The sequence below is a fragment of the Paraburkholderia sp. FW306-02-B genome (assembly GCF_058782725.1).
Map to the genome: position 1 here is coordinate 1,343,752 of NZ_JBYSXZ010000002.1, position 25,603 is coordinate 1,369,354.

At 62.9% G+C, this 25,603-nt stretch carries 24 protein-coding genes and 1 pseudogene; 14 read left to right on the forward strand and 11 right to left on the reverse strand.

All coding sequences use genetic code 11. The annotated features are described in order from the left end of the window. Positions 1 to 73 precede the first annotated feature (73 nt). A complete protein-coding gene (locus AC3WOG_RS27145) occupies positions 74 to 2,476 on the reverse strand; it encodes a TonB-dependent receptor (RefSeq protein ID WP_492580947.1) in 2,403 nt (800 codons plus the stop codon). An 83-nt stretch (positions 2,477 to 2,559) separates the two neighbouring features. After that, entirely contained in the window at positions 2,560 to 2,952 is a 393-nt protein-coding gene (locus AC3WOG_RS27150) for a DUF2946 domain-containing protein (protein WP_492580948.1), read from the reverse strand. A 334-nt stretch (positions 2,953 to 3,286) separates the two neighbouring features. On the opposite strand from AC3WOG_RS27150, the gene AC3WOG_RS27155 reads away from it, so the two are divergent. Continuing rightward, positions 3,287 to 4,660, forward strand: coding sequence for an MmgE/PrpD family protein (locus tag AC3WOG_RS27155; protein ID WP_492580949.1), 1,374 nt, complete (start codon positions 3,287 to 3,289; stop codon positions 4,658 to 4,660). After that, the gene (locus AC3WOG_RS27160) at positions 4,657 to 5,988 is read left to right on the forward strand and encodes an LLM class flavin-dependent oxidoreductase (RefSeq protein WP_492580950.1); all 1,332 of its coding nucleotides are present in this window, start codon (positions 4,657 to 4,659) and stop codon (positions 5,986 to 5,988) included. The genes AC3WOG_RS27155 and AC3WOG_RS27160 overlap by 4 nt, the downstream gene beginning before the upstream one ends. Before the next feature lie 90 nt (positions 5,989 to 6,078). On the opposite strand, the gene AC3WOG_RS27165 is transcribed toward AC3WOG_RS27160, so the two are convergent. Genes AC3WOG_RS27165 through AC3WOG_RS27180 form a run of 4 tightly spaced genes read right to left on the reverse strand, consistent with a single transcriptional unit; the run spans position 6,079 to position 9,319 of the window. Next, positions 6,079 to 6,936 (reverse strand): amino acid ABC transporter ATP-binding protein, encoded by an 858-nt coding sequence (locus tag AC3WOG_RS27165; RefSeq protein WP_492580951.1) that lies wholly within the window; start codon positions 6,934 to 6,936, stop codon positions 6,079 to 6,081. Beyond that, the gene (locus tag AC3WOG_RS27170) at positions 6,923 to 7,726 is read right to left on the reverse strand and encodes an amino acid ABC transporter permease (protein ID WP_492580952.1); all 804 of its coding nucleotides are present in this window, start codon (positions 7,724 to 7,726) and stop codon (positions 6,923 to 6,925) included. The genes AC3WOG_RS27165 and AC3WOG_RS27170 overlap by 14 nt, the downstream gene beginning before the upstream one ends. Continuing rightward, complete coding sequence (locus AC3WOG_RS27175) at positions 7,716 to 8,477, reverse strand: amino acid ABC transporter permease (RefSeq protein ID WP_492580953.1); 762 nt, start codon at positions 8,475 to 8,477, stop codon at positions 7,716 to 7,718. Before AC3WOG_RS27175 ends, AC3WOG_RS27170 begins: the two co-directional genes overlap by 11 nt. Further along, complete coding sequence (locus AC3WOG_RS27180; RefSeq protein WP_492580954.1) at positions 8,474 to 9,319, reverse strand: transporter substrate-binding domain-containing protein; 846 nt, start codon at positions 9,317 to 9,319, stop codon at positions 8,474 to 8,476. Before AC3WOG_RS27180 ends, AC3WOG_RS27175 begins: the two co-directional genes overlap by 4 nt. A gap of 358 nt (positions 9,320 to 9,677) precedes the next feature. Here AC3WOG_RS27180 and AC3WOG_RS27185 point away from each other — a divergent pair, with 358 nt between their 5' ends. From AC3WOG_RS27185 to AC3WOG_RS27195, 3 genes are all read left to right on the forward strand, one after another. After that, a complete protein-coding gene (locus tag AC3WOG_RS27185; RefSeq protein WP_492580955.1) occupies positions 9,678 to 10,391 on the forward strand; it encodes an alanyl-tRNA editing protein in 714 nt (237 codons plus the stop codon). A 34-nt stretch (positions 10,392 to 10,425) separates the two neighbouring features. Then, positions 10,426 to 11,280 carry an AraC family transcriptional regulator gene (locus tag AC3WOG_RS27190; protein ID WP_492580956.1) on the forward strand — a complete coding sequence of 285 codons (855 nt, stop codon included), beginning with the start codon at positions 10,426 to 10,428 and terminating at the stop codon, positions 11,278 to 11,280. Positions 11,281 to 11,473: 193 nt separating this feature from the next. After that, positions 11,474 to 11,782, forward strand: a complete 309-nt coding sequence (locus AC3WOG_RS27195) for a hypothetical protein (protein ID WP_492580957.1) — start codon at positions 11,474 to 11,476, stop codon at positions 11,780 to 11,782. Here AC3WOG_RS27195 and AC3WOG_RS27200 read toward each other — a convergent pair. Next, entirely contained in the window at positions 11,779 to 12,774 is a 996-nt protein-coding gene (locus AC3WOG_RS27200) for a hypothetical protein (protein ID WP_492580958.1), read from the reverse strand. The genes AC3WOG_RS27195 and AC3WOG_RS27200 overlap by 4 nt on opposite strands. Before the next feature lie 28 nt (positions 12,775 to 12,802). Between AC3WOG_RS27200 and AC3WOG_RS27205 the strand changes: the two genes are divergently transcribed. The 3 genes from AC3WOG_RS27205 to AC3WOG_RS27215 are packed head-to-tail and all read left to right on the forward strand — an operon-like array spanning position 12,803 to position 17,216. Beyond that, the gene (locus AC3WOG_RS27205) at positions 12,803 to 14,959 is read left to right on the forward strand and encodes an ATP-binding protein (RefSeq protein WP_492580959.1); all 2,157 of its coding nucleotides are present in this window, start codon (positions 12,803 to 12,805) and stop codon (positions 14,957 to 14,959) included. Further along, positions 14,956 to 16,587 carry a response regulator gene (locus AC3WOG_RS27210; protein WP_492580960.1) on the forward strand — a complete coding sequence of 544 codons (1,632 nt, stop codon included), beginning with the start codon at positions 14,956 to 14,958 and terminating at the stop codon, positions 16,585 to 16,587. Before AC3WOG_RS27205 ends, AC3WOG_RS27210 begins: the two co-directional genes overlap by 4 nt. After that, positions 16,584 to 17,216, forward strand: coding sequence for a response regulator (locus AC3WOG_RS27215; protein WP_492580961.1), 633 nt, complete (start codon positions 16,584 to 16,586; stop codon positions 17,214 to 17,216). The genes AC3WOG_RS27210 and AC3WOG_RS27215 overlap by 4 nt, the downstream gene beginning before the upstream one ends. A gap of 169 nt (positions 17,217 to 17,385) precedes the next feature. Here AC3WOG_RS27215 and AC3WOG_RS27220 read toward each other — a convergent pair whose 3' ends face one another. Beyond that, positions 17,386 to 17,556, reverse strand: a complete 171-nt coding sequence (locus tag AC3WOG_RS27220; protein ID WP_492580962.1) for a hypothetical protein — start codon at positions 17,554 to 17,556, stop codon at positions 17,386 to 17,388. Positions 17,557 to 17,641: 85 nt separating this feature from the next. Here AC3WOG_RS27220 and AC3WOG_RS27225 point away from each other — a divergent pair, with 85 nt between their 5' ends. Further along, positions 17,642 to 17,851 carry a hypothetical protein gene (locus AC3WOG_RS27225; RefSeq protein ID WP_492580963.1) on the forward strand — a complete coding sequence of 70 codons (210 nt, stop codon included), beginning with the start codon at positions 17,642 to 17,644 and terminating at the stop codon, positions 17,849 to 17,851. Positions 17,852 to 17,924: 73 nt separating this feature from the next. On the opposite strand, the gene kdgR is transcribed toward AC3WOG_RS27225, so the two are convergent. Next, entirely contained in the window at positions 17,925 to 18,800 is an 876-nt protein-coding gene (kdgR, locus tag AC3WOG_RS27230; RefSeq protein WP_492580964.1) for a DNA-binding transcriptional regulator KdgR, read from the reverse strand. A gap of 78 nt (positions 18,801 to 18,878) precedes the next feature. Beyond that, a pseudogene (locus tag AC3WOG_RS27235) lies at positions 18,879 to 19,031 on the reverse strand (5-dehydro-4-deoxy-D-glucuronate isomerase); the annotation flags it as partial. Between the two features lie 292 nt (positions 19,032 to 19,323). Between AC3WOG_RS27235 and kdgT the strand changes: the two are divergent. From kdgT to AC3WOG_RS27250, 3 genes are all read left to right on the forward strand, one after another. Beyond that, a complete protein-coding gene (kdgT, locus tag AC3WOG_RS27240; RefSeq protein WP_492580965.1) occupies positions 19,324 to 20,340 on the forward strand; it encodes a 2-keto-3-deoxygluconate transporter in 1,017 nt (338 codons plus the stop codon). Between the two features lie 355 nt (positions 20,341 to 20,695). Continuing rightward, on the forward strand, positions 20,696 to 20,821 hold the full coding sequence (locus AC3WOG_RS27245; RefSeq protein WP_492580966.1) for a hypothetical protein: 126 nt from the start codon (positions 20,696 to 20,698) through the stop codon (positions 20,819 to 20,821). A gap of 32 nt (positions 20,822 to 20,853) precedes the next feature. Beyond that, the gene (locus AC3WOG_RS27250) at positions 20,854 to 22,158 is read left to right on the forward strand and encodes an ISKra4 family transposase (RefSeq protein ID WP_492580967.1); all 1,305 of its coding nucleotides are present in this window, start codon (positions 20,854 to 20,856) and stop codon (positions 22,156 to 22,158) included. Between the two features lie 133 nt (positions 22,159 to 22,291). Here AC3WOG_RS27250 and AC3WOG_RS27255 read toward each other — a convergent pair whose 3' ends face one another. After that, on the reverse strand, positions 22,292 to 23,023 hold the full coding sequence (locus AC3WOG_RS27255) for an IclR family transcriptional regulator (RefSeq protein WP_492580968.1): 732 nt from the start codon (positions 23,021 to 23,023) through the stop codon (positions 22,292 to 22,294). Between the two features lie 157 nt (positions 23,024 to 23,180). Here AC3WOG_RS27255 and AC3WOG_RS27260 point away from each other — a divergent pair, with 157 nt between their 5' ends. Next, positions 23,181 to 24,065: an aldo/keto reductase gene (locus AC3WOG_RS27260; protein WP_492580969.1), complete on the forward strand. Its 885-nt coding sequence runs from the start codon at positions 23,181 to 23,183 to the stop codon at positions 24,063 to 24,065. After that, positions 24,062 to 25,507, forward strand: coding sequence for an aminotransferase (locus AC3WOG_RS27265; protein ID WP_492580970.1), 1,446 nt, complete (start codon positions 24,062 to 24,064; stop codon positions 25,505 to 25,507). The genes AC3WOG_RS27260 and AC3WOG_RS27265 overlap by 4 nt, the downstream gene beginning before the upstream one ends. Positions 25,508 to 25,603: the final 96 nt, after the last annotated feature.

Consider the following 25,603-nt stretch of genomic DNA (forward strand, 5'->3'; position numbering starts at 1 on the left):
CAGGACCACGCAGGGCTTCGTGAATGGACAGGGGCACGGATGTACGCGCGAAGATGTACGCGCGCAGCCGCGCTCACATCCGCAACTTCGCTTCGACGTAAAAGGTGCGGCCCGGATACGGGTGGTAGACGAAGTAACGCGCGTCGAACAGGTTGTCGACGCCGACGCCGAGTTCACTCAGCTTCGTGGGCCTGAAGGTAAATTTGGCGTCCGCGACGGTGTACGTACTGGTGCCGCCGAATACATCCGGGTTCGTATCGGTGTTGGTCAGCGTGTTGTACTGACGTCCCGAATAGCGCGCGGCGAGCGTGACGGCCGAGCGTTCGCCGATGTGATACGTCGCGGCGATATTGGCGCGCCATAGCGGAATGCGGTAGAAATACTTGCCGACCGTCGCCGGGTTCTGCGCGTTCGCGATGATCTTCGATTGCGTATAAGCGACGCTCGCCAACAGATCGAGGCCGCGCACGAACACATCTTGCCCCTGGTAACTGGTCTCCACGCCGCGCGAGCGCACCTTGCCGATGTTCTGGAAGTTCGTCACGTTGGGGATCACGGTCGTATCGGTCTGAGTGAAGATCGTGTTCTTCACGTCGTCCTGGAACAGCGAGAAACGGAATAGTCCGTTCCAGTGCGCCCATTCGGCGGTCAGCTCTTTCGACAGATCGTCTTCAGGCTTCAGATTCGGATTGTTATTGACGATCGACGAGCCGTTGATTTGCCCCTGGAACAGTTCGCTGACGGTCGGGAAGCGATACGCGCGGCCAATCGATGCGCGCAAGGTCAGATCGTCGGTCACGTCGAACGACAACGACACCTTCGGCGAGAAGTGGTGCTCGCTCGCATTGCTATAAGGAAGGCTCGTGCCGGCCCGCGCCTGCGAGCCGTCATAGGCCTGCCAGTCTTCATAGCGCATGCCGTAGACGAACTTCCAGCGTGGCAGGAAACGCCACGCGTCCTGCGCGTATAACGCCTGGGTCCGCGTCTTGCCGGAGAATGCGTTGGCAAACGTGGTGGCCGCACCGTCCCTCCAGTTCAGTGTGTTGTAGCTTTCGTTCTCGAGAAAGTAGTTGTCGTAGTGATAGCCGAAGCTTAACCAGTGGCTCGCCAACCCCGCTTGTGACGTGGTGGGCGTGTAGGTGGTTCTGAGATCGAGCGTCTTCCAGCCGGTGCCGTCGCCGAATATCACGGTGCCGGGACCGTTGCCCGGCGCACCCGAATTGGCGGTACGCGCCACGCTGTTGCCGATGTCGTAGTACGACGCGAGCGCTTCGCCATTCCAGCCGGTGGCGTTGTGCGTTTTCAGCGACACGCCGTATAGCCAGTTCTCGCTATACCCCAGACTCGGCGCCATCGCCGCAGCGGGAATCGTGTATTCGTAGCCGCCGATCGCGACCTTGCCGCTGTAGACCGGATTGCCGTTGGCGTCGCGCAGAAATGTCGAAGTCTGGCTGTTATAGGTTTGATGCCAGTAGCCGAGCGTAAAGCCGGCTTGCAGCGTGGGCGTGAAGTCGTACTGCATCTTCAGCTTGAACTGGTCCTGCACCGTGTGCTCGATGCCTTCGCCGTTGACCCCGAGTACGGCGGTCGGCGTGTTGGTCTGGTTGTTGTAGATATAGGCGCCGCTGACCGGCGTATCGCCGGCTTTGGCCGGTGTGCTGGACTTCGCGAGTGTCGCGAATTGCAGCGGCTGGCTCGTATTCTCCAGATGGTTCACGCCGAGCAGCCAGGAGAATTTGCCGATCCGGTTACCGATCGAGGCGCTCGCTTCGCTGCCGTTGAAGTTCTGATTCACGCCGAACAGGCTGAAATGCTGCGTGAAGGCTTTGACGTCGGCGCTGGCTTCGAAGCGCTTCGGCATGCGTGTGCTGATGAGCACGGTGGCGCCGAGCGAGTTGCCCGGATAAAGCGCGGAGAACGGCCCGTAGAGCACGTCGACCTGTTGAATGTCGTCGGGAAAGACCATCGACCAGCGCGGCGGAAACGAATAGCTGTTGCCGAGCAGATTGCTGAGCAGCAGCCCGTCGGCGTAGACGAGGCCCCGCGCGCTTTGCGTATTGCTGGTGCCGCGCACGGCGATGATCGAGTTCAGGTCGCCGATAAAGCGCTTGCGTACCGCGAGATTCGGCATGTACTTCAGCACGTCCTCGGTGTTGACGACGTTCCAGTTGTCGAACTGTTCGGGTGTCACGGTCTCGACCGAGGCCGGCATGTTCGGATCGACGGCGCGTGGAGCAGCGGGCGCTTTGGCGCTGATCGTGACCGCGGGCAGGGTGGCGTCGGCTGTCGCACTGTCCGCGTGAGCGAGTGACGGGATGACGGCCGGGATAAACGCGGGGATAAACGCGGGGACAAACGCCGGCACGCATGCCGGAATGAATGACAGCGGCGACAGGCCGAATGTGACGCGACGCGCACCGTCGCGGGCGCCTTGACGCACGAAAGAGGGCAGCCTTCGCCAAGCGAAGTTAAACATGGATGTTTCCTGGATGCATTGAACAGGCGATCGCGCGCGCCCTCGACGGGCGCGGTGAGATGCGCGATCAGGAACAACAGCGATCAGGAAACGGCTGGGGGATCTCTTGGGCGTCCGGACGGGAACGCGCCGAGCGGCGTGAAGCGGGTGGAGAGGGCGGGCGGCGCCGCGCTTGCGATCGCGAGCCCAACCGACGGTGCGGCGGGCGCGACGTTTGTCATCGCGACGTGATGCTCGAGCAGATGACAGTAGCCGCACGCACCGAATGCGTCGTCGTGGCTCAGGTGGACCGGCGGCTGACCGGCATTGCTCGCCTGTACGGAACCCTGCGGCTGGAGCGCCGAGCAGAGCGCGGCCACCGGTTCGTGCGCGCGCCCCGACACCAGCATCTGACTGACGACCGGCGCGAACACGATGAGCCACATGGCGATCAGGCCAAGCCATGCGGTCATGCGGTTGCGGGAGCGTAGGGTCATGATGGCGAACGTAAAGACGCGCCGGATTCTAGCATCCTGGCGCAATCGTCTCCAGCGTCGTCGCGCGTAGGATATGCGCGGCGTGTGTCCGCTATTGCCCACTCGCCGGACGTGGCGCGGGCAGCTCCGTCTGCTGGAGCAACGCTGAATCCGCGATATCGAAAGCGGGAAATCTTGTTTGTTGGCGAGCTGGTGCTTCGTTAGCATTCTGCGTTTAGAGCGTTGCCGCCCGGACGCGTTCGGGTGTGGGCGGCAACGCTTGCGGCAAGATTTACGTCGAGCCGTTGGCACGCAGCGCTCCATACGCGATCTTCTACCACTTCACCGTTTCGACATGTCACGCTTCTGTGCATCCACTCCAGCGGAACCGGCTGCCGGCATCACGCGACAATTGGCCGCCGCGATTGCAAACGCCGTCCCCGCCGATGACACGACCGCGGTCGCCGCGGCGCGGCGCGGCATTCTCGACTTCCTCGCGGCCGCCTTCGCCGGCGCCGGCGACTCCGGCTATCGAAAACTATTGACGGTGAATGGCCAGGATTCGCGCGGCGAAGCGTCGGTGATCGGCAGCGCGTTTGGCGCGTCGGCGCAACAGGCCGCCCTGCTCAACGGTTACGCCGGACACGCGCTCGACTACGACGACGTGCACAGCAGCGTGCGCGGCCATCCGGCGACCGTGCTGCTGCCCGCGCTGTTCGCGCTCGCGCAGACGCGCGGCGGCAGTGCGCTCGAATTGCTCGGCGCGTACGTCGTCGGTGTCGAAACGATGGCGCGCCTCGGTCTGGCGCTGGGCAGCCGTCATTACGAGCAGGGGTTTCACAACACCGCAACGCTGGGCACCTTCGGTGCCGCGGCGGCCGCGTCGTTTCTTCTGAAGCTCGACGCGGCAGCCGTCGAGAATGCGCTCGGTCTGGCGGGTACGCAGTCGGCTGGACTGCGCCTGCAGTTCGGCAGCGAGGCGAAACCGCTGCATGCCGGCCTCGCCGCGCGCGCGGGCGTGTTCGCGGCCGAACTGGCGGCGGCTGGCCTACAGGGATCCGCGGGCGTGCTCGATGGACCGGTTGGCTTTTTCGCCGTGTTCAGCGGCGGCGCCGCACAGCCTGAGCGGGTGCTCGAAGGATGGAGCGCGCCCTGGCAGATCGTCACGCCGGGTCTGTATTTCAAACCGTGGGCGTGCTGCACGGCGACGCACTACGCCGTGCATGCCGCGCTGACGTTGCGCGACCTGCACCGGCTCACGCCGCATGACATCGAGCGCGTGACGGTGACGTTTCCGCCGGGTGGCGACACACCGCTGGCGAACCGTCTGCCGGCAACGGGGCTCGAAGCGCGATTCAGCGTCGAATACGCGGTGGCGGCTGCGCTGACGGACGGCTCACCTGGCGTGGCGATCTTCGCCGACGTACCCGTGCGTGACGACCTGATTGCGCTCGCCGCGCGCGTGGCGCGCCGTCATGATGAAACTGCCGCGCGTGCATCGACCGATCCGGCCACGCGTTTCTCGACCGTCGAGATCGAACTGCGCAACGGTACGGTGTTGAGCCACAAGACGGACCGTCTCCATAGCGCTGAAGATTTACACGCAAAGTTTGCGGACGCCACCAGTCACAGTCAGGTGCTCGCATTTGTTCCTTCGCTGATCGACACGATGCATAGCGCTGCCGATCTCGCTTCTCTTTTCAAAGCCTTCGCACAGATCGACGTATGACCACGACCAACAGTAACGCCGCCCGCAGGCAGATGCGCCTCGGGCTTTTCATTCAGGGCGCGGGGCACCACGTCGCCGGATGGCGTCATCCCGATGCGCAGGCCGGCAGCGAGAATCTGGCGCTGATGCAACGCATCACGCAGACCGCCGAGCGCGCGAAGTTCGACATGGTCTTTCTCGCCGACGGCCTGACGAGCGGACCCGATGCGCATCCGTCGATGGCGATGCGGCTCGAGCCGCTGAGCCTGCTGTCGGCGCTGGCGATGGGCACGCGCCACATCGGTCTCGCCGCCACCGCGTCGACGACCTATAGCGAGCCGTATCACGTCGCGCGTGCATTTGCGTCGCTCGATCATCTGAGCAACGGCCGCGCGGCCTGGAATGTGGTGACGACTTCGTACGACCGCACGGCCGCGAATTTCACGCGCGGCAATCACCCGGACCACGCATTGCGCTATGAAATGGCGGGCGAATTCGTCGATGTCGTCAAAGGACTGTGGGACAGCTGGGACGACGACGCGCTCGTGAAGGACAAAGCACGCGGCATCTACTTCGATCCCGCCAAGGTCCATGCGCTGGACCATGAAGGGCCGTTCTTCAAGGTAAAAGGGCCGCTGAACGCGTCGCGTCCGCCGCAGGGACATCCGGTGGTGATTCAGGCCGGCTCGTCGGGACCGGGGCAGGATCTCGCCGCGCGTACCGCGGAAGTGGTGTTCACGGCGCAGCAAACGATCGAAGAAGCGCGGACGTTCTACCGCGATCTCAAGAGCCGTCTGCCGACGTTCGGCCGCGAGGGCGAACAACTGCACGTGATGCCCGGCGTGTTTCCGGTTATCGGTCGAACGGAACAGGAAGCGAAGGACAAGTACGCGCAATTGCAGCAATGGACCGACACGTCCGGCGCATTGTCGCTGTTGTCCGACCGGCTCGGCCATGACGTGTCGAAGTATCCGCTCGACGGTCCGCTGCCTGAACTGCCCGAATCGGATCAGTTGAAAAGCCGCGCCAAACTGCTGACCGACCTCGCGCGCCGCGAGAATCTGACTTTGCGCGAACTGTATTACCTCGTGGCGGGCGCACGCGGGCACCGCATCGTGTGGGGCACGCCGGTGCAGGTCGCGGATGCGCTCGAGGAGTGGTTCACCGGCGAGGCCGCAGACGGCTTCAATATCATGCCGCCGTATTTTCCGGGCGGCCTCGACGACTTCGTGGAACTGGTCGTGCCCGAACTGCAACGGCGCGGTCTGTTCCGTACCGGGTACAGCGGCACGACGCTGCGCGATCACCTCGGCCTGCAGCGGCCCGTTAGCCGTTACGCGGCCCGCTGAGTCGGGCAAAGAAAAACGCGGCGCCTGTGGGACAAACGCCGCGTCGTCGGGCCCGTTCCAATGAGTCGGTTCCGCGCGGCCCAGGTATGCTCAGATCGCGAAGCGACTCAGATCCAGTTGCAGCGGTACGCGCGGTTGCGTTGCGGGTACGGTGTCCGGTAGCGCACCCGGCGTGCGTGCCAGAAACGCTCGCGTGCGCGGACTCATCGGCGCACGAAACAGACGCTCCGCGGGACCGTGCTCGACGATCACCCCGGCCTCGGTGAAATAAACCGCATCGCTGACTTCCTCGGCAAAGCGCATCTCGTGCGTGACGAGCACGCAGGTCATGCCGTCCCTGACCAGATCGCGGATCACGGTCAGCACTTCACCCACGGTTTCAGGATCGAGTGCGGAGGTCACCTCGTCGAACAGGATCAGATCCGGCTGCATGGCGAGCGCGCGCGCGATCGCCACGCGCTGTTGCTGTCCGCCTGACAATTCGCCCGGATAGGCGTGCGCTTTATCGGCGAGTCGCACTTTCTTCAGCAGGTCGTAAGCGGTGCGGCTTGCGGCGGCTTTGTCGCGGCCGAGAATGCGCACCGGCGCGACGACCAGATTGTCGAGCACGCTCAGATGCGGAAACAGGTTGTACTGCTGAAACACGAAGCCGACACGCTTGCGCAGTTCAATCTCGTCGCGTTCGGACGCAAGTTGATCGACGCGCGTGCCGTCGACTTCGATCTCGCCGTGCTGGGGACGTAGCAGTCCGGTGACGCAACGCAGGATCGTCGATTTGCCCGAACCGGAGGGACCGATGATCGACACGGCCTGACCGCGAAACACGTCGAGGTCGATGCCCTTGAGCACCGGACTGGCGCCGAATGAAAGATGCACGTCGCGCAACCGTACCAGCGGGTGCGCGGCGGAGGCGGAGGGGGCGGCAAATGGGGCGTCAGCTGAAGGCATAGCGTTTTTCAATGAAACGGGTGAGGCACGCAATCGGATAGCAGTACGCGAAGAACAGTCCGAGCACGGTGAAATAGACGGCGACCGTGAAATCCGCACGCGCCACGGTATTGCTGGCGACCTGCGCCGTGTCGAGCAGATCGTGCACGCCGACTAGCGACGCGAGCGCTGTCGCCATCGTGATGCTGGCGTAGAGGTTCATCCATGGCGGCAGCATCCGCTTCACGCATTGCGGCAGGATGATCCAGCGGAATATCTGCGTGCGGCTGAACGCGAGCGAACGGGCGGCGTCCCACTGCGCATGCGGGATCGACTGGATCGCGCCGCGGAAGATCTCCGCGAAGTTGGCGCTCGCGGGCAGCGCGAGGCCGAGCGTGACCTTGAACCAGTCGGGGAACGGCAGCGTCTGATGGCCGATCGCGATCTCGAACGGGAAGACGTAGGTCGAGAAATAGATCAGCACGAGCAGCGGCGCGTTGCGGAACACCTGCACATAGCCGCGCGTCGCGACGCGCACGATCCGGATCGGCGACAGCAGCAGCGGTCCGAGCACGAGACCGGCCAGGGTGCCGAGCGCGATCGCGAGCAGGCTGATCTCGATGTTGACCCACAGCGATTTGCCGAGCGCGGGCGCCCAGGTGACGAGCGCGGCGAGCGTCGGATAGTGGCGGCCATGGGCGATCTCATGCTCGAACACCGCAAGCAAGGCAGCGATGCCGACCACGGCAAGTAGTGCGGCAGGGCGGCGCCGCTCGCTCCGCGCGGGCGTTGAGAGCATTTCAGTGGCCATAGCCGGGCATCCTCAAGCGCACTTCGAGCCAGCGTCCCGCGCGGTTGATCGCGAAGGTCAGCGCGCCGAAGAACAGCAGAATCAGGATCATCAATTCGAGCACATTGTCGCGCTGCGTCCAGATCATGATCGACGCATAGGTGATGTCGCCGACGGCGATCGCCGAGGCGACGGTGGTCATCTTGACGAGATCGACCATATTGTTGACGAGCGCCGGCAGCGCGAACCGCGCCGCGAGGGGCAATTGCACGCCCCACAAACGCTGGCGGCGGCTGTAGCCGAGCGACTGCGCGGCTTCCAGGGTGGCGCGCGGCACGGCTTCGATTCCGGCACGCAGCGCTTCCGCGTGAAACGCCCCTTTGTGCAGCGAAATCACGATCGCGCTCCAGATGAACGGCGTCAACGGATTGCCGCCGAGATTGCGCAGCGCCTCGCTGATCAGCATGTTGATCACCAGAAACGCGCAGAACAGCTGCACGAGCGTCGGCGTATTGCGGGTGATTTCGACGAAGACGCGGGCCGGGCGCGCCAGCGCGGCGCGCGGCGAAGTCAGCAGAGCCGCCAGCACGACGCCGGCAAACAGGCTGCCCAGCGCCGTGACGAGCGACAACTCGAGCGTCACCAGCATGCCGTGCAGGAACGATGCGAGTTCGTCCGCGTCGAGCACGAAGCTGTAGTTCAGGCCGGTTTTGCCGATGGCATCGACGAGCGCCGCGGCGGCTCGCGAGAAGCCTGCGAGCGGCGAACTCATGTACGTTGCGCCTTGTACTTCTCGTGCAGATCGAGCACGGCCTGCGAGGGCTGCATCGCGTTCTTGCGCTCGACATCGATCAGCCAACCGCTGCGATGCCAGTCCTGCACGATTTTATCGAGCGCGTTCTGCGTGTCGGTTTCGCCCTTGCGCACCCAGATCACGGCCGGCGACGGAATCAGATCGTTCGAGACGGGGATGGCGTAGTCCCTCCAGTCCGGATTGCGTGCGACGAGCAGGCGCAAGGTGGGCGCGACATGCACCGCGGCGACGCAGTTATTGCCGCGCAGCGCGAGCAGCGATTCCGGCTGGCCGCGGAATGCCTTCACCTGTGCGCCGTATTGCTCGGCAAGCGGCTTCGTGTAGTTGCTGCCCTGCGAGACGCACACAGGTTTGCCGCGCACGTCGTTCCACGTCTTGATGCCGCTGTCTCTGCGCGTGATGAGCGCACCGCCGATTTCCTCGAACGGCGTGGGCGGATACGAGAAAATCTCCGCGCGTTCCTTGGTGACTTCCATGTTGGCGATCAGCGCGTCGACCTTGCCTTGCTGGAGGAACTGCACACGATTCGACGGCTGCACCGGCGTCAATTCCACTTCGACGCCAAGCCGCTTCGCGACGTCTTCGGCGAGATCGACGTTGAATCCGACCGGCTTTTGCGTGGCGGGGTCGAGCGAACCGAACGGCGGCCCGGACAGGATCACGCCTATCACGATCTTGTGACGCTGATGGATACGGTCGAGCGTACTGTCCGCGTGCGCGGCGCCGGCGCCGACCGCAGCGAGAACAGTGAAAGCGCGCAGAGCGCGGTTGAGGGTGATGCGGTGCGGAGCGTTGAACATGAAAGGATCGGTCGAATTCTGGATCGCCTATTCTCGGCATGCCGGGCTCCGGAAAGAACCAATCAATTTTCATACCGTTATCTGGTTCGCGCATTTGTGCAGACGACGCCGCTTTTTAAACAGCGCATTGGACGTTATGACGCCGCATTGCGGTATTGCTTCGTCAAAAACACATACGACGCGGAATGGCGACAACTTGAACGGCACACGCCAGCTTGCGACGGGGGACGGTTGGCGCATCCAACGCGAATACGCAGCGCTGCCCGGCACACGAGACAAGAGCATTTTTGACCAAGACAGGCTGGGCCCGGACTCAGTATGCTGCGCTTAACCAGCCAATTCATGCGAGGTCGACAAGGTGCCGCACTATCTTTGCCATGAGCAGCCAGATTTGCTCGAGTTCGAAACAACCATAGTTGCCGCCCGGCCTGGCGCGGTCGTGCTGAGCCGCTCGGCGTTGCACCCGGGCGGGGGCGGACAGGTCCCGGACGCGGCAACGCTGACACACGCACACGGCGCCGCCCGGATTACCGGTGTTTCGGCGGAGGGAAGCGTCTTGTGGCATCTGCTCGACGAGCCGCTCGAACTGAACGGCGACGTCCACGTCGCCATCGACGCGGCCCGGCGCGCCACAGTCGCGCAGCTCCATACGGGCACGCACATCCTCAACGCGCTCGTGTATCAACGGTTCGCCGGCGCACTCGTCACGGGTGTACAAATTAACGAGGATGGTACCGCCCGCATGGACTTCGATTTACCCGACGCGGATAACGACGCGTTGCGGTCTCTGGAGGAGCCCATCAACGAGGTGATCCGCCGCGGCATGGACGTGCGCGCATATTATGTAAGCGAAATGGAAGCCAGGGCGACGCATGGTCTGATCCGCAGCCTCTCGGTAGCACCCCCGCCGACACCCGAGGGCACTATCCGGATCGTGGAAATCGGCGATCTCGACCGGCAGGCCTGCGGCGGCACGCATTTGTCCAATACGGCGCAATCGCGACCTATCCGCATCGTGAAGATAGAAAACAAGGGCCGTCACAATCGCCGGGTAAGACTGGAGCTGGTTTAAGGGCGGATTAAGGGCGGAACGAGGGGCGCGAACCATGGCGATGACTGAAAAAAGCGAGCAGGGGTTTGTCTGTTGGCGCGATAGCGCACTGGACGGCGCCTGCCTTGCAAGCGCCCGTTACGGTAGGCACAAGTTCGATCGGCACTTGCACGACGAGCTTGTTATCGTCATGACGGAAAACGGTGCCGGCCAGTGCCATACGCGCGCCGGTAGCGACATCGCCGGACCCGGCAGCGTGCTGGTGTTCGGGCCGGGCGAATACCACAGCGGCGAGGTGTGGGAGGGCCGTGAATGGATTTACCGTGCCATCTATCTTGACGTGGAAGGTCTCGCCGCACTGGGCGCTGTCTTTTGTCCTGACTCACGTCTCGACAGACCGCTTCTGGTTCCTCCTGGCCTCTATCAGGACGAGCACCTTTCAGGTCTGCTGGTCAAGGCGCATGCCAGTCTTCACGAACACGGCTCGACGTCGTTGATGGAACGGCAGGCGAACTGGTGGGCGGCGATGGGGATGTTGTTCGGAAGGTATGGTCAATCCGAGCCCGATGCCGGCGAAGCACGGCGCGAATCCCGAAAAATGGCTCAGATACGCGACTACGTTGCCGCCAACTTTGCGCGCGACATATCGATAGACCAACTGGCTGAACTCGTCGGCCTCAGTCGATATCACCTGATGCGCGCTTTTTGCAAGGAGTTCGGTCTGCCGCCACACGCGTATGCGACTCAGATGCGCCTGCTTGCAGCAAGACGGATGCTTGCGGCGGGACATAACGCAGCAACGGCCGCTGCGGCAGTTGGCTTCTATGATCAGAGCCATCTCAACCGGCTTTTCAAGCGGGCATATGGCGTGACGCCGGGGGCTTACGCGGCGCTGAAGCCCGGGCAGTAGCCGGTAGCATCGCAAAACCTCTTTGGGGAACAAGAAGCTGCCGTCCATCTTCTTGATCGTACGGGGCGATCCAGGGATTTCCTTACACGCGATTCAGGATGCGTAGCGCCGATTTTCCGCGCTTCCTGACTGCGTAACACCTATTGCCCGCATACGATGGAATATCGAAATCGTCTCATGCGGTTGCCTCTCCATGATTCCCTATCTGTCCGGACGCGAAAACGAGGTGGAGTACATCAACTCGATCTGTCTGCACCTGTTCGATACATGGTGCGAGAACAGGAGTGTGACACCGCTGGGTTATCTGCTGCATTGCTGGCCGCTCCTGGATAGCGGGCCCCATGCGATCAGGCGGCTTGGCGATACGCTGCGGGAGCTCAGAAAATTGCATGCCGAAGCACTCGACCGGGACACGTCGCACGCGCTGCGCGAACTGGCCGATTGTGTGGACGAGATACTCGCGCACGGAACGGTGCCCGAGCGGATAACGGCAAACGGCTAGCGCAAGCTTGCTGGGTCGAACCAGAGTTCCTTGCGCGACAGCGGGACCCACGCCGGCAGGAATGGGTTCTGAAGCTCGACGAGTGTCCGGTCTTTCAGTTTCAGTGCGCTCAACTGCTGGCTGAAGTGCCGGTTGAAGAATGCATCGAAGCTGCCGTCCCGCTCCATCTGTTCGAGCCCGTCGCGAATGCGCGCGGCGAGGCGCGGTTCCGATTTACTAACGTAGAAAAACTGGGCAAACGGGTACCTGATCAGCAGATGGCGATCGATCGCGAGGTTCGGGTAGCGTGCTCCGTAAGCACGTAATTCCTGCGGCGCCTCGGTCACACCGCGCGGGAACAGGTCGAAACGCCGATGCAGAAGCATGAGAAAAAGCGAATCGTACGTTTCCGCCGTCCTGATGGGCACATGGTTGTACTCATACACGCGCACGTCGCCCCAATCGCTGCCTTGTCCGATGGACAGCGTGCGAAACTGGTCGAGTGTGCGGACCGCGTCGATCTTCGGCTGGTTGTCGGCGGCGATCAGCGCGACGCGGTAGCCAAGCAGCCCTTTGTCGATCGGAAACGGAATCGGGATCATGTCTTCGTCGAATTCCCGGTGGCCCGCATCGCTGATCATGACGTTGATGCGTTCACCCTTGAGCGCTTCCAGATGCGAACGGGCGACCGAAATGGCGTCGGTGTAAGGCTGTTCGGCGTACGGGCCATACGCGGCGGCGGTACGGGTGAGCACTTCCGTCAACAATTCGAACGGGTAGGCGTAGCGGACAAGGAATTCTTCTGACTTGAGCGGTTTGACGATATCCAGCGCGAATACCGCCGGAATCAGCGCGGCCCAGATCAACAATCCGGCGAGCAGGCCGCGTATGGCCGCGACGCCCAAGGTGCGCGGAGAGAGGGCGCCGAAGCGGGATTTCGTGCAGGCAGGCGGGGTGCCGCGGGAGGCGTCGCCGGTAGACCTCGAATCGGCGACGGGCGCAAAATAGGACAAAAGAGATCCAGAGCACTCGCGGGGGAATATGGCTCTCAACACGTTTGGCGCCTTGTGGAGTTCGATCAATCGCTTTCGCCGCAGCGTAGTGCTGCGGCTTCTGGCGACGGTGTTGCTGTTCAGTTGCGTGGTTACGCTGGTTTTGACTGCATTCCAACTCTACCGCGATTATGCAAGCGGCATCGAAATTGTCGAGACTCGCCTCGCCGATATCGACAGGAGCTATCGCGACAGTCTTGGCGAGGCATTGTGGCGCCTCGACCGGGCGCAGCTTCAACTTGAACTCGACGGTATTCTGCGGTTGGCCGATATCCGCGCCGCTGAGGTTCGCGAGGCCGGCACGGCGGCCTCGCCGATGGTCGTGACGGTGGGTCGGCGTGCGGCGGAAGCGGCCGTGACACGCGAATTTCCGCTGCTCTACCGGGTGCAGGGCAAGGAGCAGCGCATCGGCACGCTCTACGTCGAGGCCACGCTGACCAATCTCTACCACGAGCTGACGCAGACCGCGCTCGTGATTCTGGTGAGTCAGGCGGCCAATACGTTTCTGGTTTCGCTGTTCACGATCTACATCCTGTCGCGGCTCGTGACGCGACACCTCGCCGCTATCGCGCGGACTGTCGGCGGCTACGATTTCCATCAGACGCCGCGGCCGTTCAGCCTGCAGCGCCGGCCTCCGAGCCAGCCGGACGAACTCGACCGGGTGGTTGCCGCATTCAACGATATGGGCGCGCGACTCCATCGCCGGTACCTCGAGGAGCGCGATGCCGCCGCCGAGCGCGAAGCGCGGCGGCTGGCCGAAGCGGCGAACCGGGCCAAGAGCGAATTCCTCGCCAGCATGAGTCACGAACTGCGCACGCCGCTCAACGGCATTCTGGGCTACGCACAGATCCTGCGGCGCGACCCCACGCTGAACGAGCGGCAACGTGAAGGGGTGTCGGTGATCCAGCGCAGCGGTGACCATCTGTTGACATTGATCGACGACACGCTCGATTTCACCAAGCTCGAAGCGGGCAAACTGCGCATCGAGATCGGCGACGTGCCGCTGGCCGCCATGGTGGACGTGATTCGCGAGATCATCGGCGTGAAGGTAGAGCAGAAGCCGCTCGAATTCATCTGCGAGATCGCCCCTGATGTGCCGTCCGGCGTGCGCGCCGACGAACGCCGGCTACGCCAGGTCCTGCTCAACCTGCTCGCGAACGCGGTCAAGTTCACGGACCACGGCGAGGTGAGCCTGCATATTGTGCGGGCCGCGTCGGGGAAGGTTCGTTTCGACGTGCGAGACACCGGCGTTGGCGTGAGCGCCGACCAGCTGGAGGCGATTTTCGAGCCTTTCGAGCAGGTCGGCGGCGCCGAGCGGCGAGTCGAAGGCACCGGGCTCGGTCTCGCGATCAGCCGGCAATTCGTTCGCGCCATGGGTAGCGAGATCCACGTCGAGAGCCGGGTGGGGCACGGCAGCGCCTTCTGGTTCGAACTTGCCCCTGCGCTTGCCGAACCGGCCGCCATGCCCGCCGCACCCGCCACCCGGGTCGAGACGGGCTACCTGGGCCCGCGGCGGAAGGTTCTGGTGATCGACGACGTGCCGGTCAATCGCGCGGTCATCGTCGAGTTTCTGACGAGGCTCGGCTTCGAAACCGCCGAAGCCGCGACCGGCCTTGAAGGACTCGCGAAGGCGCAAAGCGGGCAACCGTCGCTGATCCTGACCGACATAGTGATGCCCGAAATGGACGGCCTCGAGACCACCCGCCGCTTGCGGCAGCTGTCCGGCCTGGCTGACGTGCCGGTCATCGCAGTGTCCGCGAGTTCGTCCGGCGCCGATGAGAAAAACAGCCTTGCCGCCGGCGTCGATGCGTTCCTCTCCAAGCCGGTCGATTTCGACAAGCTGCTCGCGCAGATGACTGCGTTGCTGGCGCTGACGTGGACTTATGCGCCGCAGACGCCATCCGTGGCGCCCGGCGCATCGCAGGAGCCGCAGCTTGCCGTGCCGGCCTCGGAAATGAGCGAACTGCACCGCCTCGCCCGCGACGGCAATATGCGGGAGATCGTGCTCTGGGCCGAACGTGTCGCCGCGCTCAACCCGCTCTACGCGTCGTTCACGGCACAGCTTCGTCAACTGGCGAAAGGCTATCAGTCGAAAGCGATTCTCCAACTGGTCGAGCAGCATATGGAACGCAGGCCGGCACCATGAACGACGCATCCGCCCACTTGAGTGGGCCACCCACCATCCTCATCGCCGACGACACGCCGTCGAATCTGGGCGTGGTCGTCGACAGTCTGGCGGACCGGGGGTTTCGCGTGCTGGTCGCGCTCGACGGCGTGGAAACGCTCGAGCGCGCGCAATTTTCGCAGCCGGACCTGATCCTGCTCGATGTGAAAATGCCGGGCATCGACGGTTTCGAAACCTGCCGCCGGCTCAAGATGAACGAGGCGACGCGCGATATCGCCGTGATCTTCATGACGTCGCTCACCGGCAGCGAGGACATGGTCGAAGGATTCGCGGCGGGCGGCGTCGATTATGTGACGAAGCCGGTGCGGATCAACGAAATGATGGCGCGCATCGACACGCATCTGGCGCTGCGCGCCATGCACCGGCAACTTGTTGCCCGCAACCGGCAGCTACAGAGCGAAGTGACTGTGCGCGAGCAGGCCGAGGCGGCGCTGTCCCGCGTGCGTGACGGGCTGGAGGAGCGCGTCGCGCAACGCACCGACGAACTGGCGCGGGCGAATGCCCGCCTCCATTCGCAGATCGACGAGCGCAGGCGGGCCGAGGCGAAACTGCTGTCGAGCGAAGGGCGGTTTCGCACCATCGTCGAGACGAGCCCGGTGCCGCTGTGCATCACGTCGATGCCCGGCGGAAAGATTCTCTATACGAATGAGCCATTGCGGGAGCTATTTGGTATCGATGCGCGCGACCGCCCGGTCACCAGCATCGTGGACCTGTATGAGGATCCCTCGGAACGCGACCGGCTGGTGCAGCATCTGCGCGAGGAGGGCAGTTTCCGCGATACGGAAGTCCAGTTCAGGCGGCCGGACGGCACGGCATTCTGGGCGATCGCGACGGCCCGCGTAGCGACCTATGACGATGCGCCGGCTATCTATGTCGGCTTGAACGACATTACGGAACGCAAGCGTATCGAGCAGGCGCTGTTCGAGTCGCGCGAACAGCTGCGCGAACTGTCGGCCTATATGGAAGCGATCCGCGAAGAGGAAAGAAAGCGCATCGCCATGGAAATTCACGACGAACTGGGCCAGCTGCTGACCGCGCTGAAGATGGATGTATCGCTGCTCAGGATGCGTCTTGGCAGCGACCCGGAGGCGCTGAAAAAAGCCGACAGCATGCGCGAACTGGTTGAAAAGACGATCTGGATGGTGCGCAATGTGGCGAGTCATTTACGGCCTGCCGCGTTGAACTTCGGGCTCGTGTCGGCGCTGGAGTGGCTGGTCGAGGATTTCGGCCGGCGTACCGGCGTTCCCTGCCAGTTCCGGATCAACGGCAGCGAGCCGGTTCTTCCCGATGCGTTCGCGACTGCCGTGTTCCGCATCGTGCAGGCGTCGCTCACCAACGTCGCGCGCCATGCCGGCGCGGCACGGGCGGACGTGACACTGACCCGCTCCGCGACGGCCCTCGATCTGCATGTCAGCGACGACGGCTGCGGCTTCGACCAGGAAGCGGCGCGCAAGAGTTATTCCTATGGCCTGCTCGGCATGAGCGAGCGCGCGAGGGCGATTGGCGGATCGCTGCAGATCGACAGCGCGCCCGGCGCGGGCACGGCGGTTTCGATTCACATTCCGTTAGACGACAAAGCAGAGAAATGATCAAGATCCTGATTGCGGATGACCATGCGATCGTGCGTGGCGGACTGAAACAGATTATCGCGACGACGACGGATATCGTCGTCGCCGGTGAGGCCGCTCAAGGCTCGGAGGTCGTCGACAAGCTGCGCGCGAGTCACGTCGATCTGCTGTTGCTGGATATGACGATGCCGGGCATCAGCGGGGTCGATCTGATCCGGCGCGTGCGCGCGGAACAGCCGGCCTTGCCGGTCCTGGTGTTGAGCATTCACAACGAGGCGCAGGTGGTGTCGCGCGCGTTGCGCGCGGGCGCCACCGGTTATGTGACGAAGGACAGCGACCCGGAGGTGCTGCTTGCCGCCATTCGCAAGCTCGCCGCCGGCGGCCGGTTTATCGATCCGAAGCTCGTCGACGCGATCATCTTCGAGACTCACTCGGGCGATGCGCCGCCTCACAACATACTCTCCGACCGTGAATTCCAGGTGCTGCAGATGCTGGCGCTCGGCAAAAGCATCAACGACATCGCGGACACGTTCTCGCTCAGCGCGAAGACCATCAGCACCCACAAGATGCGCCTGATGCAGAAGCTCGGTCTCAGCAACAACGCGGAACTGATCCGCTATGCGATCAGGCACGGTCTGGCCGCCGAATGATGCTTGTCTTGATGATCGTTGTGCCAGCTGCGCTAGGGAAATCCTGACGTTCGAATCAGATTTTCCTGAAGGAACTATCCGCCGCTCCCGACTGAGCCGCCAACAAGGGCGCCTTACGATGGCTTCTATGGGCAATCATGGAGCGCAAACGGTCGTGGGAGAAAAATCGTTACGTGGACTGGTCGAAAAATTGCTCGGTGCTGCGGGCGCCCAGCCAGTCCGGATACTGTTGACGCATCGTTCGCAATCTGGCCGGACACGCCGTGTGTGTGTCGAAGTGCAACGGCCGGGCGGCCCGCTCGCCCTGTTTTTCTTCCGCCACAACGATGGAACCTGGCATGTTTTTCCTCCCGGCGCCGCTCGTCCTTCGATGAGCGTCGCCGGCTTGCCGTTAGACGATGCGATGACGGCGAAGGAGACGACGCATGGCTGAAGACACGCCAACAAGCCTTTCGCAGAATGATCTGGCGCTGCGTGCGTGGATGCTGGCATGGTACGACCACGCCGTTTCGGTCGGCTTCGTCCGCCCACCGTTCACGCTGAGCGACGCGACGGCAGAACGGCTCGAAGGTTATTTCAAGGTAGGACTCACACCGGTCGAAGGCGCTGAAGCGTTTTTTGGCGTCACGCATTGAGTCTTGCGGCGCACGCCGCGGACACCTGAAGAACCGCGCTGGCTTTGGGCAGAGGCGCTTTCGCTCGCCCCTGCTAGGGGGCCGCATGCTCCGGCGTCGGCGCTTCACGATAGCCGAGCCGCGACGAGATCGCGAGACCCGACTGGCGGAGGAGGGCCACGTAGTGCGATTTCGTGTCGGCGCCGCAGCGCATCGTCGGAAACGAAATCGACAGGCCGGCAATGACGCGGCCGAAGCGGTCGAACACCGGCACCGCGAGACACTGAAGCCCTTCTTCCTGTTCCTCGTTGTCCTCGCCGTAGCCTTGTTCGCGCACGTGCGGCAGGATGCTCAGCACGGCGTCGGCGGAGGCGAGCGTCTTTTGTGTCGACTTGCGAAATTCCACGTGCGAGAGCACGTCGCGCGCCTCGGCCGGGTCCATCCACGCGAGCAGCACCTTGCCGATCGCCGTGCTGTGCAACGGGTTGCGGCGGCCGATCCGCGACTGCATACGCAGCCCGTAGTCGGCGTCGATCTTGTGGATGTAGATGATGGCGTCTTCGTCGAATGCGCCGAGGTGGACCGCCTCGCGGGTCGCCTGCGCGATGCGGCGCATCTCGACGTCGGCCTCGCGCACGAGATCGACGCTCTCCAGCGCCTTCGCACCTAGTTCGAACAGACGGATCGTCAGCCGGTAGCGCTCGGTCTCGACTTCCTGCGTCACATAGCCGAGCGCCTTCAGCGTCTGCAGCACGCGGTGCACGGTGGTCTTCGACATGCCGAGCCGCTGCGACAATTCACTGATGCCGATCTGTCCGCTATCGCCGACCGCGCCCAGAATCGCGAACACCCTGCCGATCGACGAAGCCGATTCGCCTCGGTCGTTGCCCACGCCGCCGTTGCCTTCAGCGCTAGCCGCGTCTTGCACGTGTGCGGCTTTGTCTTTGCGCTGCTTGCCCATTGCTGTCATTTCCGTCATTTCCTGTCGATACCGAGCGCTGGGAGCATACCGCGTCCAGCGCGACCTGCTGTCGAACTAGCGCGCCAGCCACACGCCGCCGCCGATGATGCGGTCGATGTGACCGTAGGTGAGCTTCAGCGCGTCGCGCTCGAACACCTGCTCGACGAGGAACTGCTTGCGCAGCCTCGCGGTATCCAGGGGCTTCGCGTACTCGCTATTGATGCTTTGTCTCACTTCCATTGATCCTTCTCAGGGTGGGTTGGGTGCCGTGCCGCAGCGCCGGTCTGGTCTCGAATGCAGCGCGGAATTTCAAATTCAGAACGGTGATCCGCAAATATTGCGATGCCGCGTCAGGGCTGACAAGGGTCTTAATTGAGGCTCGGGTAAACGATGGGCTAGAGCCTTGTCAAAAACGGAACGTCGTTCCTATCCCGGTGCTATATTGCGCCGAAAGGGAGTAGCCCGACGCAAGAACGGGACATCACCCAGGGTTATCGGCCCGACAACTGGACGCGAAGTCCATGGAGGAGACATGAAGCTCAAGAAGGCCATCGACCGCATTCCAGGCGGCCTGATGCTGGTGCCGTTGCTGCTCGGCGCCTGTGTCCACACATTTGCGCCGGGCGCGGGGAAATACTTCGGGTCGTTCACGAATGGCTTGATCACCGGCACCGTGCCGATTCTGGCGGTGTGGTTCTTCTGCATGGGCGCGACGATCGACCTGCGGGCGACCGGGACGGTGTTGCGCAAGTCGGGCACGCTGCTCGTGACCAAGATGGTGGTGGCGTGGATCGCGACGATCGTCGCCTCGCGCTTCATTCCGATCGACGGCGTCAAGGCAGGGCTGTTCGCCGGGCTCTCGGTGCTCGCGATCACGACCTCGATGGACATGACCAATGGCGGCCTCTATGCGGCGGTGATGCAGCAATACGGCACCCGGGAAGAGGCGGGCGCGTTCGTGCTGATGTCGATCGAGTCGGGACCACTCGTCAGCATGATCATCCTCGGCGCGACCGGTGTCGCGTTCTTCGAGCCGCGCCTGTTCGTCGGCGCGGTGCTGCCGTTCCTGGTCGGCTTCACGCTGGGCAACCTCGACAGCGACCTGCGCGAGTTTTTTGGCCGCTGCGTGCATCCGCTGATTCCGTTCTTCGGCTTTGCGCTCGGCAACGGCATCGACCTGAACGTGATCGTCACGAGCGGCTTGCCGGGCATCGTGCTCGGCCTCGGGGTGATCGTCGTAACGGGCATTCCGCTAATCCTCGCGGACCGCTGGATCGCGGGCGGCAATGGGGCGGCGGGGCTGGCGGCGTCGTCGACGGCGGGGGCCGCGGTGGCGAACCCGGCGATCATCGGCGAGATGATTCCGCGCTTCAAGCCGCTGGTGCCGGCCGCCACGGCGATGGTCGCGACCGCCTGTCTCGTGACGGCGATTCTCGTGCCGCTCCTCACTGCGCTCTGGGTGCGTCGACATCACGCGCGCGACGGGTTGCGCGAGGAGTTCGCGGGGGCGACGGCACCCCCGCTCAACGAGCAGGACGTGCACGTTTGATGTGGCGTGGGTGGTCCTGCAACGCTTTGTGTCGCCGGCTTGCCGTGGCTTCTCGTAGAACCAGTTGGTGTTCTTCCACAATAAAGTCAAAAACGAAAACAAACGTGCTCGATGACGTTGCACTCCAACTTGAGGTCCGGATATATATGCAGTTCCGTAGGTTTTTCGTGGCATATCCCTTTTTTTTGGTATAAAGATTGGATTGTTAAGGTCAACTTGACGGAGCTGTTAGATATTTGAGTGGAGAGCGTGCAAAAGTTGGGGAGGATCCCAAGGAGGGCCGCTTGTGCTTCCGGTAGCGGCATCGGTTTCGTCTGGAGTAGGCTGATCGGTCTCGCAACGGTGGGAGCAAGCCATGCGGTTGATCATCGAAGCAAGGTTGGCCGACGGAGACAATGATACGGTCGAGGAAGGTGACAGAGTTCTGGCGGTGATTGAGCGCCCTGACTGCTGTCTTGCCGAACTGCCGAACTGGGCCTGACTCTCGCGGGAGGGCGGTCGCTGCTGGCAAAGGTGCAGGCCGAGCTCATTTCGAAACAGGTGCAGTCGTGGCTCTCAGGCCAGACCCATTGTCGGCGCTGCGGTGCGGCCTTGAGTCATAAGGATAGTCGCTCGACGGTGCTGCGCACCGTGTACGGCAAAGTGATGGTGAAGAGTCCGCGGCTGTGGTCGTGTGCTTGCCAGCGGAATGCGCGGACGCCGCGGCGTGTGGTGCATCCCTTGTCCCAAACCCTAACCACGCGCGTCACGCCGGAACTGGAATATCTCCAGGCGAAGTGGGCAGTCCATCTGCCATACCGGCAGGCCACGGCCATGCTTAAGGAAGTGCTCCCGCTGGACAAGGGCATTTCGTCCAGCGGCATCCGGAATCGGATTCTCGACATTGGAAAGCAGCTCGACGCTGATATCGAGCGTGACATCGCGAAGCTGCCCCAGACCGTTGCAGACGTGCAGGTTCGCGAATCCAGCCATGTCGCGGCCGTGAGCGTCGACTCGGCGTGGCTGCGAAATTGCGACTCAGGGAGAGGCCCTGGCCGCCACGTCAATATCGTCGCCGGACGGGCGACGTTCACCGATGGTCCTCCAAAACTGTATGCGTATGTGCACAGGGAAGTCACCTCGGCTGCAGCGCGACTCGATCAGTTCCTCAGCCGGAACGGTGTGGCGAGCGATGAACGCGTGACCGTGATCAGCGACGACGCTGGTGAATTTGCAAAGACGGTCGAGGGCAGTCAGCTGGCTCGCGGCCGGATCCTCGACTGGTTCCACATCGCGATGAAGTTCCAGGCGGCGCAGCGTTCCGTGTTCGGCAGCAAGATGATCGACTCGATGGACCAGGAGTCAGTGGAGACCGAAATCACGCACGCGAAGTGGTTGGTCTGGCACGGCAAGGGCAGCAAGGCGGTCGAGCGGATCAAGGCACTGGACAGTCGGTTGCTGGCGAAAGAAGGATACGAATTCAAAACGCTATGGTGGAATCTGAACACCGTCTCCAGTTACCTGAGGAACAACGCGCACACGTTGGTCAACTACAGCGCCCGGCATCGCAAAGGTCTCCCGATCAGCAGCAGCATTGCCGAGTCCGCGGTGAACCAGATCGTCAGCCACCGTATGGCCAAGAAGCGACAGATGCGCTGGACTGACGAAGGGGCGCACTGCATGGCACAGGTCAGAGTGGCGGTTCTGAACGGGGAATTCTCGTCCCATCGCATTCTGGCGCTCAAAATTGCCGACTCGCGTTACGGGAAATGCATCGGGCCAACGTCGGCAGGCGGGCGCCGGCGAACGGACAGAACAGACAGTGCAGTCATGTCATAAGCCAGGGATGCCTGACGAAATGCACCTCCCCAACTTTTGCACGCTCTCGTCTACGAAAGCGGGGGCCCTATGCCGCAATACCTTGGGCGCGGTCGGCATTAGGCACGGGTTCCGCTCGCAGCTATCAGCAACGTTACACGCTGATCGCTGCTGCTGCCTTCGCAACAGCTTTCCCCCATTCTTCGAGGCGCTCGGGCTCATAGCGGGATTCAGGCATGGAGATGCAGATGCTGCCCACCGGGGCGCCGTCTGAATCGATGATCGCGGCACCGATTGCGCATACCGCGCGCCGGTATTGCGACAGGTTGATCGAATATCCGCGTTGCCGGATCCGTTCGAGTTCGAGTCTTATCTCTGCGGGGTCGCACCGTGTTGTCTCGCTGAATTTTGGCAGGTCGCGGCTCAAAATCTCTTCCACCTCCGCTTCGCTCATGTACGCAAGCACCGCAAGGCCCGTTGCCGTTGCGTGGAACGGACTGAGATCGCCGATCGGACTGAACGTCCGAACCGTTTGCGTGCAGTCCGCGCGATCGATGAGCACCATCGACTTGGTGCTGTCCGGAATCGACAGGTGAATCGTCTCGTTGGTCAAGTCGCGCAGTTCACGCATCGGCTCCCGGGCAGCGGCGTACAGCGTGCCACCGCGGAGCGCGGCAGGGCGCACGCCGAGGATTCGCGCGCCCACTTCCCAGCGCGTCAGATCGCCACCGGTCTGACGCAACCAACCCGCTTCGAGAAAAGTTAACAGCACGCGCTGCACGCTGGATTTCGGCATGTCGAGCAAACGCGCCAACACGCCGACGCTGACCGGTTGGTTCTGCGACACAGCCTCCAGGATCTCCAGGCTCTTCAACAAACTCTTCATGCACGTCTCCGATGACTTGCGGCTACAGGCGAGCGCGCGCGTTCTCTGCTTGCAACGAAAAAAAGCGCGTGTTACTTTGCACCTGCTTATTGTGGAACGACGTGCCGTATTGTGGCACACCCTGAAGAAATTTTGAAGCACGGAGAACAACTTTGCGATGGCACTTTCTGCTCACCCGCTCGCGCCTTTGCCGGTAATCGACGCCAACGGTGCACGCATCCCCAGGATCGGGCTGGGTACGTGGCAATCCACCCACGACGAAGGTGTACGTGCCGTTCGCGCAGCGCTCGAGGCAGGGTATCGGCATATCGACACGGCTGCGCGTTATGAAAACGAGCAGGCGGTCGGCCAGGCGCTCGCAGCGAGCGGTCTGACACGCGACGACGTGTTTGTCACCACCAAGGTCTGGCATACCGAATTACGTGCGCGCGACTTCCGCCGCGCGGCGCAAGCGAGCGTCGCAAGGCTTGGACTCGATCACGTCGACCTGCTGCTCGTGCATTGGCCCAATCCCGAGGTGCCGCTCGAGGAGACGATAGGCGCGCTCTGCGATGCGCAACGCAGCGGCCTGACGCGTCATATCGGCGTATCGAACTTTCCAGTGGCGCTGCTCGATCGTGCCGTCGCGCTGTCGTCGTTGCCGCTGGTCGCGAACCAGTGCGAATACCACCCGTACCTCGACCAGACCAAACTGCTCGAGGCCTGCGCGCGGCACGGCATGGCGCTGATCTCGCACTCGCCGCTCGGCAGCGGCAAGCTGCTTGCCGACCAGGTCATCGCGGACATCGCCCGTCAACATGACCGCAAACCTGCACAGATCATATTGCGCTGGCTGATGCAGCAGCCCGGCGTGGCGGCAATTCCGAAATCATCGAATTTGGTGCGTATCGGTGAAAACCTCGCGGTATTCGATTTCGAACTCGATGCAGTGTCGATGGCGCGCATCAGCGCGCTCGCCCGTGCCGACGGCCGGGTAAGCAAGCCGGCTTGGCATCCGGAGTGGGACATCCCTGAAAACGCCTTAGTGGCAGCGAAACCATGAACCTGATCGACACAGTTATGATCCCGGCCGTCGACGCGGCCACGACCACGACCACGCTGAGCGACGCTACCCTCACGACGGACCGGCGCCACTTCATGCACCCCGGAACGCACGCGTTCGACCATGCGTCCGGCGAGGTGGCAGGGTGTCTGATGACGCGTGCATCGGGCATCCGCATCGAAGATCATGCAGGACGCTCCTACATTGACGCATTCGCGGGTCTCTATTGCGTGAACATCGGCTATGGACGCGAGGAGATGGCCGAGGCGATCGCGGCACAGATCCGCAAGCTATCGTTCTATCACACGTATGCGGGCTTCTCGAATGACCCCGCTGTCGAGCTGTCGAGACGCCTGATCGAGGACTGGTCACCGCCGGGAATGAAGAAAGTGTTCTACGGGATGTCCGGCTCGGATGCCAACGAGACCCAGGTGAAACTGGTCTGGTACTACAACAATGTGCTCGGGCGGCCGCGCAAGAAAAAAATCATCGCGAGGCGTCGCAGCTATCACGGGTCCGGCATCGCAACCGGCAGCCTCACCGGGCAGGCGAAGTTTCACGCCGGATTCGATCTGCCCATACCGCAGGTGCTGCACACGGCCAGTCCCGACTTCTATCGCGATGCCAGGCCTGGCGACAGCGAATCCGAGTTCGTGGCGGATTGTGTCGAACAACTGGAACGACTGATCGCGAGCGAAGGGGCCGACACGATTGGCGCATTCTTCGGCGAACCGGTCATGGGCTCGGGCGGCATTGTGCCGCCGCCGGCAGGATATTGGCCGGCCATCCAGGCCGTGCTGAAACGTCATGACATCCTGTTCGTCGCCGACGAAGTCGTCTGCGGTTTTGGGCGGTTGGGTTCGCGCACGGGCAGTGAGCATTACGGCATCGAACCGGACCTGATCTCGGTCGCGAAGGGACTGACGAGCGGGTACTTGCCGCTGTCCGGCGTGATTGTCAGCGAGCGGGTGTGGGAGGTGATCGAGCGCGGCTCACGCGAGCAGGGCGCGATGAACCACGGCTGGACTTACTCGGGCCACCCGGTGTGTGCGGTCGCCGCACTGATGAACCTCGACATCCTCGAACGCGAGCAGTTGACGAGCAATGCGGCGGACGTCGGCGGTTATTTCCTCGAGCGTCTGCATGCCGAGTTCGATGATCATCCGCTTGTCGGCAATGTGAGGGGCGCGGGGATGCTCGCGGCGCTCGAACTGATGGCCGACAAAACTGAACGTAAGCCGTTTGCGCCCGCACTGAAGGCCAGCCAGAGGGTTGCGCAGGCAGCGCTTGCGCGTGGCCTGATTGTCCGTCCGCTCGGCACCAACGACATCATCGGATTCGCGCCGCCGCTGATCGCTACGCGAGCCGATATCGACGAGATCGTCGACATTACGCATCAGGCGTTGCACGCCGCGAGCGACGGGTTGCCTGTGTCTAACTGATGCCTCGCCGCGACTAGCGGCGCGCCGAAACCTCGCGGCTTCGACGCCGCCCACGTCTCCTTTTACCGCCCTCGCCAGCCAGGCGAGCGTGGCGGT

Bases quoted from the DNA above. Each gene is read 5' to 3' on its own strand.
- AC3WOG_RS27145 (WP_492580947.1), bottom strand. From the start codon at position 2,476: ATGTTTAACTTCGCTTGGCGAAGGCTGCCCTCTTTCGTGCGTCAAGGC.
- AC3WOG_RS27150 (WP_492580948.1), bottom strand. From the start codon at position 2,952: ATGACCCTACGCTCCCGCAACCGCATGACCGCATGGCTTGGCCTGATC.
- AC3WOG_RS27155 (WP_492580949.1), top strand. From the start codon at position 3,287: ATGTCACGCTTCTGTGCATCCACTCCAGCGGAACCGGCTGCCGGCATC.
- AC3WOG_RS27160 (WP_492580950.1), top strand. From the start codon at position 4,657: ATGACCACGACCAACAGTAACGCCGCCCGCAGGCAGATGCGCCTCGGG.
- AC3WOG_RS27165 (WP_492580951.1), bottom strand. From the start codon at position 6,936: ATGCCTTCAGCTGACGCCCCATTTGCCGCCCCCTCCGCCTCCGCCGCG.
- AC3WOG_RS27170 (WP_492580952.1), bottom strand. From the start codon at position 7,726: ATGGCCACTGAAATGCTCTCAACGCCCGCGCGGAGCGAGCGGCGCCGC.
- AC3WOG_RS27175 (WP_492580953.1), bottom strand. From the start codon at position 8,477: ATGAGTTCGCCGCTCGCAGGCTTCTCGCGAGCCGCCGCGGCGCTCGTC.
- AC3WOG_RS27180 (WP_492580954.1), bottom strand. From the start codon at position 9,319: ATGTTCAACGCTCCGCACCGCATCACCCTCAACCGCGCTCTGCGCGCT.
- AC3WOG_RS27190 (WP_492580956.1), top strand. From the start codon at position 10,426: ATGGCGATGACTGAAAAAAGCGAGCAGGGGTTTGTCTGTTGGCGCGAT.
- AC3WOG_RS27195 (WP_492580957.1), top strand. From the start codon at position 11,474: ATGATTCCCTATCTGTCCGGACGCGAAAACGAGGTGGAGTACATCAAC.
- AC3WOG_RS27205 (WP_492580959.1), top strand. From the start codon at position 12,803: ATGGCTCTCAACACGTTTGGCGCCTTGTGGAGTTCGATCAATCGCTTT.
- AC3WOG_RS27210 (WP_492580960.1), top strand. From the start codon at position 14,956: ATGAACGACGCATCCGCCCACTTGAGTGGGCCACCCACCATCCTCATC.
- AC3WOG_RS27215 (WP_492580961.1), top strand. From the start codon at position 16,584: ATGATCAAGATCCTGATTGCGGATGACCATGCGATCGTGCGTGGCGGA.
- AC3WOG_RS27220 (WP_492580962.1), bottom strand. From the start codon at position 17,556: ATGCCAGGTTCCATCGTTGTGGCGGAAGAAAAACAGGGCGAGCGGGCC.
- AC3WOG_RS27225 (WP_492580963.1), top strand. From the start codon at position 17,642: ATGGCTGAAGACACGCCAACAAGCCTTTCGCAGAATGATCTGGCGCTG.
- kdgR (WP_492580964.1), bottom strand. From the start codon at position 18,800: ATGACAGCAATGGGCAAGCAGCGCAAAGACAAAGCCGCACACGTGCAA.
- kdgT (WP_492580965.1), top strand. From the start codon at position 19,324: ATGAAGCTCAAGAAGGCCATCGACCGCATTCCAGGCGGCCTGATGCTG.
- AC3WOG_RS27245 (WP_492580966.1), top strand. From the start codon at position 20,696: ATGCGGTTGATCATCGAAGCAAGGTTGGCCGACGGAGACAATGATACG.
- AC3WOG_RS27255 (WP_492580968.1), bottom strand. From the start codon at position 23,023: ATGAAGAGTTTGTTGAAGAGCCTGGAGATCCTGGAGGCTGTGTCGCAG.
- AC3WOG_RS27260 (WP_492580969.1), top strand. From the start codon at position 23,181: ATGGCACTTTCTGCTCACCCGCTCGCGCCTTTGCCGGTAATCGACGCC.
- AC3WOG_RS27265 (WP_492580970.1), top strand. From the start codon at position 24,062: ATGAACCTGATCGACACAGTTATGATCCCGGCCGTCGACGCGGCCACG.